We start from the raw sequence: 12,782 nt of genomic DNA on the forward strand, positions 1-12,782 counted from the left end.
GCTCTCCTTTCGTTTCGAGTGTCGTGGCCTGGCTCAGGCGACCGCGGCGGCGGCGCGAGCGACCGAGCCGCGGTCCAGGAATCTGTCGTGATGCAAGTGCTTCGGCGGGATCGCGCCGCGCAGCACGTCGAGCACGGCGTCGATCATCCCGGGCGGCCCGCACACGTAGGCCGCGCAATCGGCGTGGCCCGCGGCGACCTCACGGAGATGGTCGGTGACGTGCCCCTTCCGCCCTGTCCAGCTCGAGCCTTCGGGCTCGTGCGAGAGCACGGGCATGAAGACGAATCGACCTCGCCATCGCGCCTTGATCGAGGCGATGGCGTCGAGGGCATAGAGATCCTGCCGGGCGCGCGCGCCGACGACCAGCGTCACGTCGCGGGCGAGCCCATCCGAGAGCCCCTGCTCCAGGATCGCCTTGATCGGAGAGAGCCCGGTGCCTCCTGCCACGCAGAGGAGCGGCCGATCGGCCTCGTGATAACGGAAGCTGCCGTGGGGCCCCGAGAAGCAGAGGCGCGCGCCCGTGCGATCGGCCCCGAAGAGCCACTCGGTGAAGGCGCCCCCCGGCACGTGGCGGATATGAAAGAGCGCCCTGCGCGGCGAGGCCCGATCCGGCGCCTCGGCGAACGAGTAACAGCGCGGCTCGCCGAGCCCGGGTGCGCCGGGGACCGTGAGCTGCGCATATTGCCCGGCCACGTAGCGGACGTCCGCGGCGAGGTCGACCTCGAGCGCGACGACGCTGGGCGCGAGCCGCGTCACGCGCGCGACGCTCGCGTCGATCTGCGCGGGCGCTCGATCCGTCGAGCGCCCGCGGCCCATCCCCGGGACCTCGACCGCCACGTCCTCCGACACGGCGAGGCTCTGGCAGGCGAGGACGAAGCCGGCAGAGATCTCCTCGGGCGCGACGTGGCGCGAGATATCGCTCTTGAGGCGGATATGCCCCTTGATGAGGCGACACTTGCAGCTGCCGCACTCGCCCACCCTGCACATGTGTGGAAACGGGATGTTCCCGCGCACGGCTGCGCTGAGCAGCGTTTCTCCGGCCTCGATACGGACCGCGCGATCGCTGCCCAGGAGGTGGAGGGTCCCGGCTCGACCCCTCGCCCGGCCGCCGAATGAGATGGCTTTCACGATGTCATGGCTCCCTGTTGCACGTGGCTTCATGGAGGCGGCCACCGAAAAGCCCAATCAGGAAATGGTATGAGGCAGATTACCGGCGTGAATATTCCTCCGAATCCCTGGCCGCCCGCCTCTGTTCAGGCCGAGCCCGCCCGCATGGGACGCGTCAGACGCGGCTGCAGAGCTCGATGAGGGATCGCCGGAGCCACTCGTGGGCCGGGTCGCCGTCCTGACAGGCATGCCACATCATGAACAGCGGGATCGGCTGGATGGGGAGCGGACAGCTCACCACCCGCACGGGGAAGTGCTGCTCGAACAGCCGCGCCAGGGGGAGCGGCAGCGTGCAGACGAGGTTCGACTGCGAGACGATGAACGGCATCGAGAGATAGCGGGGGACCTGCACCCGCACGCGCCGCGCTCGCCCAACGACGGCCTGAATCTGCTCTGCCAGGTTGGTCTGGCCCTCGCGCGGCTCGATGATCACGTGCTCGAGCGCCATGTACTCGTCGAGCGTCAGCGAGGGGCCAACGGTCGGATGATCCTGGCGCACCAGAGTGACGAACTCGAGGTCGAGCACGCGGGTTCGCCGGAACTCCTCGCCCGGGATGGCGATGTGATCCAGGACGAGCTCGACCTTGCCGAGCCGCATTTCATTTTGCAGCGAGGCTCCGGGCTCGCGACAGAGATCGAGCCGGACGCGGGCGCCGAGCTGCTCGAGCCACTGCAGAAAACGAGGCAAGAGGAGGGCCTCTCCGAGGTCGGTGATCCCCAGCCTGAAGGTGTGGCTCGCCGTGCAATCGAAGGCGCCGGTGTGAGCGAGCGAGGCATGGATCATGTCGAGCGCCCTGCGGATCGGGCCGGCGAGCGCGAGGGCGCGCGGCGTCGGGGCCATCTCCTTGCCGCGGCGCACGATGAGATCGTCGTTGAACAGCAGGCGTAGCCGGTTCAGCGCGCTGCTCACGGCCGGCTGGGTCATGCCGAGGCGCTCGGCCGCCCGCGTCACGTTGCGCTCGGTGAGCACGGCGTCCAGCACGGTGAGCAGGTTCAGGTCCACGGCGCGCAGGCGAGGCAGCGGCGGTGCGTTCATGGGGGGAGGGTAGCGCTGCCCCGACACCCGCCGCCGAGAGCGCGGGCGGCGAGCTCTTCCACGCGCCTGCCGTCGCGACGTGGCGGGCGGCGCCTACGGTGGCGAGGGCGCGGCCTCGATGCCGCCCTGCCCGACGCCCGGGGGCGGCGGCATCGCCGCGGCCACCAGGGTCACGTGCGCCCCGCGCGAGAGCCCGAGGGTCACCCGCGTCCCCGCGGGCACGCGGATCAGGGACCCGACCAGATAGCCCAGCTTGCCGGTGACATCGTGGCCGTCCACCGAGACGATCACGTCCCCCACCTGCAGGCCGGCCGCCGCGGCCGGACCGTCGCGGCGCACGTCGACCACCTTGTGCGGCCGCATGGCCACATCCATCGGCGACCGGGGCGGCTCGACAGTGAACCCGAGATCGCCGGGAGGCTCGTCGTGCTTCACCCGGCGCTTCGCCATAAGCAGCCGCCCGACGTCGGTCTCCGTGCCCGGCTGCACATCGACCGGGATCATCGCCGCGTCGAACGCCGAGCTCATCGGATCCGCGGGCATGAGCATGAGCACGAGGGGGCCTCCGGGCACGCGGTCGAGGTGAAAATGACCCGCTCCGTCGGTGACCTCGTGCTGCTGCACCGGCGAGGGCGCCATTCCGCCGGCGCGCGGGTACGCGTGCACGGTCACCCCGGCCATGGGCGCGCCGTCCTCCAGGGACACCACCTGACCCCGGAGCGCGACGCGCGCGGCGAGCGTCAGCACCACCCCGCTCCGCTGCTCCCCCTGCGCGAGCGTCACCTCGCCCGTGGCCGTCCCCTCCGGGGCGTCGGCTGCGAGCTCGTACTTGCCCGCCGGCAGATCGCTCATCGTCCAGGCCCCGTCCGTGAATGCGAAGGACTCGTTCCGGAAGAACGGCGCTTCGCGGTCCGTGACGCGGATCGTGAACTGATCGGGCGGCGCGCCGCCGGGGCTGGAGACGGCGCCGGAGACGGTGCCTGTCTCCTGGATCATGAGCGTCACGGCGCCGCCGATCGTGACGTGCTCGACGACGGCGCGGCCCCCTCCGCGGCGCTGCGCCTGGACCGTGTACGTGCCCCGGCCCAGGTTCCCGATCACGAACTCCCCGTCGGGATCGGTGAGCACCGGCGCGTAGGGCCCCATGCTCTCCATCGGCGGGGGCGGAGGGGCCGGTGCGCCCGGCTCCCCCGCGCCCTCGGGCTCCCGCTGGACATTGACGAACGCGTCCGCCACCGGCCTGCTGCTCCCGTCGACGACGCGCCCGTGGATCTCGCCGTTCTGGCGCTCCACGACCAGGCTCACGCGCGCGGCCGCCCCTGCCTCCACGGTCACCGCGACCCCGAGATCGCCGCCGTCGGCCTGACCTGGCGCCCTCATGGGCATCCCCCCCTGCATGGCCCAGATCCGGTACGCGCCCGGCGCGACCCCCTTGAACACGAAGGTCCCGTCCGCGAGGGACGTTCTCGGAGCCGGAGGGCCGCTCCACCCGGGCCGCGGCGCGCTCAGCATGACGTCCGCGCCCGCGACGGGGCGGCGGTCCTCGTCGGTCACCGTGCCCTCGACGCTGCCGCCGCTATCCATCACGAGGGTGATCTCGGGAGCGCGCTCATCGACGAGCTCGACCTCGACCGGTTCGGGCGGAATGTGATCGTTCGAGCGCGCCATGACCCTGTGCTTGCCAGGGAGGAGCCCCCGGAGCACGAAGCGGCCGTCGTCATCGCTCTGCCCGACGGAGCCGGGCTGCATCGCCCCCATGTCGGTCGGGCTCGCGTGGACCATGGCGCGCACGGGCTTGTCCTCGCGGTCCACCACCCGGCCGCGGAGCGACAGCCCGGCGCGGACGGTCCACACGAGGCCCTCGACGTCCGCCTCGCCGACCTCCACGGCGGGGTAGGCCGGCTCCGACGCGTGATCCTGGCAGAACACCATCACCTGGTACGAGCCGGGCAGCACGCCCTCGAAGCGCGCCGAACCGTCGGCCCCGAGGACCGTCGGGAGCCACCCGCTCCCTTCGTGAAACAGCGTGACGGAGCCGCTCGCGCAGGGCCCGCCCCCGGGCGTGACCTCCACGCGGCCGGCCACGCTGCTGGCGGGGTGCATCTCGATCACCACCTCGCTCGATGTCTGGCCGATCCCGAGCACCACGCTCGCGCGCGCCTGGCCATAGCCGCCCGCGGCGCGCGCCGTGGGCTTGTACCGCCCGGGCGCCAGGCCCGGGATGCGGAAGCGCCCCTCCGCGTCGCTCGACACGGGTTTCACCTCCCCGGGGCCCCACCGCTGCGCCATCCCGGGACGGACCGTCGCGCCGGCGATCGGCGCGCCCGACCCCGCCTCGACGACCCGCCCCTCGATCGCCGAGCCGGGCGTCATCAAGATCTCGAGCGGCGGCCCCGGCGCCATGCCGTGCTGCGACCCCTCGGCGTACCCGTCGGCGGTGGCGCGGGCCAGGCAGTAGCCCTCCTCGGTCCACGCGGAGAAGGAGCCCTGTGCGTCGGAGCGGGTCACCGCGGCGCCCTGGTGCGACCCCAGGAAGCCATGAATCATGACGAGCGCCCCGGCGATGGGCCCGCCGCTGACGTCCTTGACGTGGCCCCGGACCTCGACGCCGCCGCGGGCGAGCGTCAGGTCGACGCCGGTGCGCGCCTCTCCCTGGCGGAGATCGAGCCAGCCGGCGCGGTCCGGGGCAGGGGAGGTGTAGCTCGCCGGGCGGTGGCCCGGCGCCGAGGCGAAGATCGTCCAGCGCGCGGGGGAGAGATCCGCGATCTGGTAGCGGCCGTCCTCTCCTGCGGGCGCGCACGTCGGCTCGCCCAGATCGAACGGCGTCAGTCCGCTCGCTCCGCCGCTCGCGCTGGCGCATACAAGCGCTCCGGCGACGGGCGAGCCGGCCGCATTGGCGACCCGCCCCGCGATGCTCCCGAGCTGCGGGGGCGGCGCGTCCCTCGCGCGGAGGCGCCGCGCTCCCCGCGTCGAAGCGGCGCTCGCCGGACGCGCGGGGCCGTCCGCCGGCGCCTCTCCGGCGCGGAGCCACAACACGAGGCCCAGGATCCCCGCCGCCGCCAGCCCGAGCACTACTAGGGCAAGCCACCGTCTCGCTTCCGCGCTCTTCATGACCTGACCGCCCCTCCTTCGTCCATCGCCCCCTGCCGCCGGGATCACTAATCCATCGCGCGGACGCATGGCGGGGCCTCGTCCTGGGCAGCAGGATGACGGCACGTTCCCACGGCGGAGCGCGGGCGTCGCGGGACCGGGGGCTCCGGTCGGTTCGCGGGTGGCGAGCGCGCGAATACCTCGTCGGCCAGGGACGAATTCGTGGCGCCGGACCGCCGCCATCCGTCGGTGCTCCCGGGATTTCCGGAGGGCGTGACGAGGGGTGGTCGCAGCCGCTCGGTGGTCGAGGGCCATGCGGGCGATCCGTTGCTGGAGACGCAAATTCGAGGAAAGAGACAGGCTCTCGTCCGATCCGGCAGACCAGCACCGGGTTCGCTGGGGTCGTCCCTGGTTGCGAGCGAGAGGTCCTGCCGAGACGCCGGGCAGCCTACAGCGCATGCAGAACCAGGGACGAACTTGGGCTTCTTCCCTGGTGCCGGACAGCGGACAACGGAAAGGTCGACAATTTCAATGACTTCACGGGCGCGCCGACGTCGTCGCGGTGCGCGGGGCCTCCCGGGGCGCGCACACGCCTGAACGCGCCAGCGAGGCCTCGCCGCGCCCTCAGGGATAGCGACCGGAACGTACGGCTCACGGCGGGCACCATGGCGCTCGAGGCTGCGCTGCACGGCAGGCCGACCACGGCGACACGGACCTGGGACGCCATGCGGCAGGTGGAACGCTACCCTTGTCGATCGCTGGTCGCGAGGTCGCGCATGCTACTGTCCGTTCCGATGATGGAAGGTTCGATTCTGCGGCACATCGTTGCAAGCGATGGGACGCGCATCGCGTGGCACACGCACCAGCGCCCAGGCGACGAGGTGCAGCTGCGAGATCGAGCGCCCGTCGTCCTCACGAACGGCCTCAGCACGACGGAGAACTTCTGGAAGCACCTCGTCAGCGCCCTCGCAATGACGACCCACCTGGTCCACTGGAGCTACCGGGGTCACGGGCAGAGCGAGATAGCGCGCTCGGGCGACTACGCCATTCGGACCCACGCAGACGACCTTTTACGAGTGACGGAGGCGGTCCGTGCTCGTGGCACGTTCGCCGACGCGCCGGTGCACATCGCCTTTTCCATGGGCGTCACGGTGCTGCTCGAGCTCTATCGCCGCCGCCCAGATCTCGTGCGCGCGATGGTGCTCATCGCCGGCGGCGCCGATCACCCCTACGCGTCGAGCGCCGCCTTCAGGATCCCCGGCGCGCGCACGGCCCTCCGGGTGGCGCTGCGGACAGCGGCCCCCATCATCCCTCGCATGGCGCCGGTCGTGCGCCGCGTCACGGCGTCCAGGGCCCTCTTCCCCCTGGGCCAGGCCGCGGGCGTCTTCGGGCCCGAGGCGCCTCGGGAGGAGCTGGAGCATTTCCTCCGCGCCGTCGGGACCATGGACCTTCGCGCTTACTGGGCGTCTCTGCGGTCGTTGATGGAGGCACGCGCGTCGGACGTCCTGCCCCATGTGCGGGTGCCGGTCCTGGTGATCGCGCCCGAGCGCGACGTGATGGCCTTGCGGGCCGATCTCGACACGCTGCGCGGCCTCATCCCGGGTGCCGAGTGGATGATCGTGCCCCGCACAGGCCACGCGATGCTCCTCGAGGCAGGGGGTGTGGTGTCGGCCCGCATACGGGGGTTCTTGCTCGGCCTGCAGTAGCGGCCACCTCCGCTCCGCAACCTTGCGGGTGGTGGCCGGATTTGAACATGAAGGCGGTAAGAAACCCTCGATGATCTTCCCGCCTTCATGTGGAACCTCTCTGAGCAAATGACCGCACCACCCGCGCCCTCCGGAACGCGGTGGGGCCCACCGCGGGCTGTTACTGGCAGGCGGTCCCGTCGGCCAGCGCCGCGCACTCCTCCGGGTTCTCGAGCGCGCGGCTCACGTGGAGCAGCCGGCAAGAGACCGTGTCGCCGCCCTCGGCGCTCGCGACGGCGTAGTGGGAATCGTGGGCGGCTCCCGCCATCGTGCTGCACTCGTCCTGGCACGCCGCGCCCCAGCCATCGTACGCCTCGCCGAGGGCCTCCTTGCAGGCCGCCTCGAACAGCGTGCAGTACGACACGCAGTTGCCCGTCGTGCCCGAGCCCGGCTCCTCGACCCCGCAATGGCCGTCTCCGCCCGGCCCCGCGTGCGGGCAGTGGGTGGTCGGCGCCAGCATCGCGCTGTAAGCGTGGTACTTGCGGCAGCCCACGGTGTTCTCGACCCGGTCCTCCGTCGCGCCGGGAGGGAGCGCCGCGCAGACCGAGAGGCATTGCGCTCTCGACTCGTACACGGCCAGATCGCCCGTGCACGAGGTCATGACCACCTGGCAGAAGTCCTCGCAGCTCGGCGCCGTCCCTTCCGGATCGCCGCAGGGCTGCACCGGCGTCAGGCTCGCGTGCGGGCAGTGCTCCTCGGGGTTCACCGTCGCGGAGCTCACGTGCACGAGGCGGCACTGCAGCGTGTCGCCGTCGTGGTTCTCGATGACGTCGAATTTATCCACGTCCTTGAGCCCCGCGCACATGGCGACGCACTCCTCCTCGGTGGCGACCTCGAGCGTGCACGCCGCGGCCCGCAGCGCGCAGTAGCTCTCGCAGTTGCTCCCGCACTCGCCGTCGCCGCCCGGGCCGGCCGCCGGGCAGTGCACCCCGACCTCGCCGGTGGCGCCCGCCAGCTCCGCCTGGCGGGCGCGGCAGGCGACCGTGTTGTCCACGGGCTCCAGGGGATCGCCCGCCGGGAGCAGCGCGCACACGCCCTGGCAGGTCTCCAGCGTGGCATAGACCTGGTGCTCTCCCGTGCAGTTCGCCATCACGTCGGCGCAGTACGACGCGCATTGCTCGCTCACGGGCGCCTGCCCGCCCCCCGTCTCCGAGCTGCCCGGGTCGAAGGTGCGGTCCTCGATGCCGGCGATGGCCTGGCAGCCGAGCCACGCGAGGCTCGAGAGCGGGGCGAGCAGGGCGAGCGACAGGAGCCCTGTCATGCGTCTCATTAAAACGTACCTCCCACGCGCACCCCGACGTTGCGCGCGTCCACGAACGCCCCCACCTGGACGGGCGGGGCCTGCCTCGGCGCGACGACGAACACGAGGACGGCGCCGCCGATCGCCGCCGCCGCCCCGAGCCCGAACGCGACGTTCGACACGGTGGCGGCGCTCTTGGCCTCCTCGGTCAGCGTGACGCCGCGCTCGTCCTCGCACGTGCTGCCGCCCTTGCAGTAGGCCTCCGCGTCGCTGTTCTTCGAGATGGCCTTCACGCCGAAGAACGTCCCGACGCCGAGCCCCACGACGCCCGCGCCGCCCACGACGAGGCCGATCAAGCGCGCCGTGTTGCCCCCGGACGCCGCGGGCGCCGGCGCAGGGGCGCCGAGCGCCGGCGCAGGGCCCGCCGCCTCGGGAGGCCGCGCATCGCCGGGCGCAGGCGGCGGCCCCTCGAGCCGCTTGAGCGCCGGGACATCGACGCTCGCAGGGCCCTTGCTGTCGCCCCCGAGCTTCACGGTCGCCGTCCAGGTCTCGTGGCCCGGGGCGCTCGCCTCGATCGCGATCTCGCCCGGATCCACGGGGATCGCGACGCCGAAGACCGCGGGATCGACCGCCTTTCCGGCGGAGCGCACCTTGAAGCCCTCGATCGCGAGGTTCTCCGCGGCGACGCCGATGCTCAGCTTCGACAGGGCCGGCTCCAGCCGGGCCGCCCTCGCCTGCGCCTTGCGGGCGCGGTCGGCTTGCCCCGCCGCCTGCGACTCCGACATGGCCTGCCGGAACGTGGCCCACGCGCTCGCCGTGCGGCCGGTGTTCTCGTAGCACTCGGCCAGGTAGAGGAGCGTGCCGATGCCCGGATCGATGCGCTGGCTCTGCTCCAGCCTCGGGCACGCTTCTGCGCTGCGCCCCTGCTTCATCAGGTCGAGCGCCGCGTCGAAGAGCGCCTCCGCCGTCGCCTTGTCGGCGGCGCTCGGCTCCGCCCGCGCGGGGAGCCCCCCGGAGATCAACGCCGCGCACAGACCCAGGCCGACGCAGTGTGCGATGCTTCGCTGACGACGTTTCGTACGCCTCATACGTCCCGTGTTCTCCTCCAAGCTGGCCACGACGAGCCTCGGGGCCGTCGCCGGATCCACGCGAGCGCCACGCTCAGCGCCGCCCGCCGAAGTCGCTGATCGAATTGCCCCGCGTCGGCTCCGGGCGCGCCCCCGCGTCGGGCTGCGCGCGCTCGACGGGCCGGCCCGTGGCGGTCGCCCGAGGCGCGCCTGGCTGCGCGGCGAGCGGCGCCGCCGGGCCGGAGGACGCCGCCGGCGGCGCCGCGGGCGCGCTGGAGGAGGCCACCGGCGCGGTCGGGGCCGGCGAACCGCCGGCCACCTCGGGCGCGGCGCCGGTGGCGGCGGGAGCCTCGCGCGCGTCGCCCTTCGCCGTGGCTTCGGAGTCGGGCGCCGCCGCGGCCTCGGCGGTGGGCGCCGCCGTGGCCTCGGCGGTGGGCGCAGCCGCGGCAGCGGGGGGCTGTGCCTGGTCGGTGGAGAGCCCGGAGCGCAGGAAGAACAGGGCGCCGAGCGAGGCCCCTGCCAGCAAGGCGCCGGCGGCGATGGCCAGGACGACGCGCGCCCCCTTGTGGACCGTTCGCACCGGATGGCCCGAGTTGCTCCACGAGTTGACCGTGGGCCCCGTCTCCGCGTTGGGCACGGTCGGCGAGGCCGGCACGAAGGACGGCATGCCCGGCGCGAAGGACGGCGTGCCCGGCGCGAAGGACGGCGAAGACGGCGTTCCCGGCGCGAAGGACGGCGTGCCCGACGCGAAGGACGGTGAAGACGGCGTGCCCGACGCGAAGGACGGTGAAGACGGCGTGCCCGACGCGAAGGGCGGGCCCCCGTGCGGTAGGGACGGGCGCGATCCGGTGCCCTGAGCGCCCCCGCTCGGCACGCCGGTGTGGAGGAGGGACGGCCGCGCGATGTCCGAGGAGCTGCCGAGCATGCGGCGCGCCCGGTCGACGTGCATGTGGCCCGTGGCGGGGCCGAACGGGAGCAGCGCGGCCGCCATATCGCCGACGTTCGTCCACCGCTGCTCGCGCTCCTTGGCGAGGCAGTGCATCACCACGGCGTCCAGCTCGCGCGGGACGTCGGGGCGCAGCTGGGCGACCGGGGCCGCGTTCTCGTAGAGCAGCGCGTGGAAGAGCTGAGCGACGGACTCGCCGTCGTACGGAGTCCGCCCGGTCAGCATCTCGTACAGGATGACGCCGAGAGACCAGATATCCGCGCGGGTATCCACGTCCCGCGCGGAGCGCACCTGCTCGGGAGACATGTAGAGCGGCGACCCGAGGAGCGACGCCGTCTGGGTCAGCGCGACCTGGTCGCGCGATATGCCGAGCAGCGACTTCGAGATACCGAAATCGAGGACCTTGATGACCCGATCACCGTCGGGCCGGAGCGAGAGGAACAGGTTGGCCGGCTTGAGATCGCGGTGCACGATCCCCGTGGCGTGCGCCTCGGCCATCGCGTCGAGGGCCTGGAGCATGTACCCGACGGCCTCCATCACGGGCAGCGGACCGCGCGCCCGGATCTCGTGGGCGAGGTCGTTCCCCTCCAGGAACTCCATCACCATGTAGGGCATCCCGCCCTCCAGCGAGCCGACATCCAGGACGCGCGCCACGTGCTCGCTCTTGATCCTGGCCAGCGCGCGCGCCTCGCGCCGGAACCGCTCCGCCGGGTCGCCGCCGTCCGACCGCAGCGAGTGCAGGAACTTCATCGCGACCCGCTGCTCCAGCTCCAGGTGCCACGCGGCGACGATCGTGCCCATCGCACCGGCGCCAACGATCTGCTCCACGCGGTACTTGCCCGCGAGGACGTCGCCCACAGCAACGGGAGCCATCGCCATGGGCCCCAGGCTAGCCGAGATCCACGAGATCACATACTTCGGCGCGCCGCGATCTGCGCGCAGGGCGGAAATCCCTCGTCGACGCTTCCCCTGCGGCGGAACCGTGCGTCTGGGCGCGTGGTGGGCAGGCATGACACCCGCGCCGGCGAGATCTCACCGGCGTTCCAGCGCGACGCCCTCGACGCAGCGCCAGCGGTCGGTCGGCCCCTCCACGGCCCACAGCTCGAGCCGGTCGGCCCACCACACCCCGTGCGCGAGCGCAAGCACCCGAGGATCCGCGGCGAGCTCCTTTCGGCGCGCGGCCGGCAGCTCGCCGTACGCGAGGCTCACGTGCGGGCGAAAGGGGGCCTCGCTCGCGTTCGCGCCGAGCGCCGCCTCGGCCGCGCGGCGCAGCGCCGCCAGCGGCTCGGACGGCGTCACGTCGAGGAACACGCACTGGTGGCGGGTGTCGCCGGTCGCGGGGCCCCGCGCCTCGAGCGCGACGGGGCGGAGCGCGCCGCCGTCGCCGCGCAGCCTGCCGAGCTTCGCGGCCAGCGCGCCGGCGTCGCCGCGCAGCCCGCCGAGCAGGGTGAGGTGAGGCGCGAACGCCGGGCCCCCGGTCTCCCGGGCGAGCGCCTCGATGAGCTGCTCGAGCCGCGCGGCCGGCGCTCCGCCGGGGATGAGCCACAGAGCGAACGCTGTCTCTTGCGCCATGCTCAGCCGAGCGCCGCGCGCAGGCTCCGGTAGAACGCGTCCGCGGCCCCGCCCTCGGGGATGCCCGCCGACCCGCCATCGTTCAGCTCCACCAGCATCCAGCCGCCCCCTTCCTTCTCGGCGACGTCGGCCGCGTAGAAACGACTGCGCACGCGGTCGAGAACGGGCGCGAGGACGTCGGCGCTCGGCGGCTCACCCGGATAGGCACCGTCGGCCCAGTACGGCGCCGAGTAGAACGGCCGGCCGTCGAGCACGAAGAAGCGATGCTCGTTCACCAGCGGAAGCCTGCTCTTCGGGTGCAGCCCGATGCGTCGCAGCTCGACGAACTCCCGGAAGACGAGCCCGCCGACGACGTGGTCGTCCTGGAGGCGGAGGAAGTTGCCCACGACGCGCCGCACGTTGGCCTCGTCGTCCGCCGCCGGGATGAAGCACGCGTCGAACCACTCGTGCTTGCGGGACTTCACATAGTCCTTGAGGATCACGGCGCCCGAGCCGAACGCCTCTCGCACGTGAACGACGACGGCCTCGAGGTCGAACGTGGAGCCCGGGATCCAGATCGACCGCGCTGTGTGCTCGGCGCCGCCGATCGCCTCGTACCACTCGGGCAGGTGATAGCAGTGCTGGTACGCTGCCGGCTCGGTGATCAACCGCCGGCCACGCGCGGCGACGACCTCGCTCATGCATCGATAAGCGTCGAGGCCCAGGATCCAGCCGCGGTAGATGACGTCGCCCGGGCCTTCCGGCACCCGGCGGAGCTTCACGTCGCCGCCGAGGACTACCTCGAGGTCGATGAGGCCGACGTCGAAGCCGGCGCTGGCGGCATGCCCGGCTTCCTCCTCGAAGGCGCTGTCCGGCGCGGTCGGGTGCAGCGGGCTGCTCGGGAACAGGACGAGCGGGGCGGGGAGCATCTCGCAGACTC

General features: G+C 72.7%; 9 protein-coding genes. 1 reads left to right on the forward strand and 8 read right to left on the reverse strand.

From position 1 onward, the window contains the following. Window positions 1-33: 33 nt before the first annotated feature. From WMF11_RS10355 to WMF11_RS10365, 3 genes are all read right to left on the reverse strand, one after another. Complete coding sequence (locus WMF11_RS10355) at window positions 34-1,128, reverse strand: 2Fe-2S iron-sulfur cluster-binding protein (protein WP_437977334.1); 1,095 nt, start codon at window positions 1,126-1,128, stop codon at window positions 34-36. A gap of 154 nt (window positions 1,129-1,282) precedes the next feature. Then, a complete protein-coding gene (locus tag WMF11_RS10360; protein WP_437977335.1) occupies window positions 1,283-2,203 on the reverse strand; it encodes a LysR family transcriptional regulator in 921 nt (306 codons plus the stop codon). Between the two features lie 93 nt (window positions 2,204-2,296). Beyond that, window positions 2,297-5,275, reverse strand: coding sequence for a carboxypeptidase regulatory-like domain-containing protein (locus tag WMF11_RS10365; protein ID WP_437977336.1), 2,979 nt, complete (start codon window positions 5,273-5,275; stop codon window positions 2,297-2,299). Window positions 5,276-6,087: 812 nt separating this feature from the next. Between WMF11_RS10365 and WMF11_RS10370 the strand changes: the two genes are divergently transcribed. Continuing rightward, complete coding sequence (locus WMF11_RS10370; protein WP_437977337.1) at window positions 6,088-6,999, forward strand: alpha/beta fold hydrolase; 912 nt, start codon at window positions 6,088-6,090, stop codon at window positions 6,997-6,999. A 160-nt stretch (window positions 7,000-7,159) separates the two neighbouring features. On the opposite strand, the gene WMF11_RS10375 is transcribed toward WMF11_RS10370, so the two are convergent. From WMF11_RS10375 to WMF11_RS10395, 5 genes are all read right to left on the reverse strand, one after another. Beyond that, entirely contained in the window at window positions 7,160-8,308 is a 1,149-nt protein-coding gene (locus WMF11_RS10375; protein ID WP_437977338.1) for a hypothetical protein, read from the reverse strand. Continuing rightward, window positions 8,308-9,366: a hypothetical protein gene (locus tag WMF11_RS10380; RefSeq protein WP_437977339.1), complete on the reverse strand. Its 1,059-nt coding sequence runs from the start codon at window positions 9,364-9,366 to the stop codon at window positions 8,308-8,310. The genes WMF11_RS10375 and WMF11_RS10380 overlap by 1 nt, the downstream gene beginning before the upstream one ends. A gap of 73 nt (window positions 9,367-9,439) precedes the next feature. Beyond that, complete coding sequence (locus tag WMF11_RS10385; RefSeq protein WP_437977340.1) at window positions 9,440-11,170, reverse strand: protein kinase domain-containing protein; 1,731 nt, start codon at window positions 11,168-11,170, stop codon at window positions 9,440-9,442. A 153-nt stretch (window positions 11,171-11,323) separates the two neighbouring features. Then, window positions 11,324-11,863: a 2'-5' RNA ligase family protein gene (locus WMF11_RS10390; protein WP_437977341.1), complete on the reverse strand. Its 540-nt coding sequence runs from the start codon at window positions 11,861-11,863 to the stop codon at window positions 11,324-11,326. A gap of 2 nt (window positions 11,864-11,865) precedes the next feature. Then, a complete protein-coding gene (locus tag WMF11_RS10395) occupies window positions 11,866-12,771 on the reverse strand; it encodes an ATP-grasp domain-containing protein (RefSeq protein WP_437977342.1) in 906 nt (301 codons plus the stop codon). Between the last annotated feature and the right edge of the window lie 11 nt (window positions 12,772-12,782).

This window comes from Sorangium sp. So ce295 (assembly GCF_051527405.1).
In the GTDB taxonomy this organism is placed as follows: Bacteria; Myxococcota_A; Polyangia; order Polyangiales; family Polyangiaceae; genus Sorangium; species Sorangium cellulosum_B.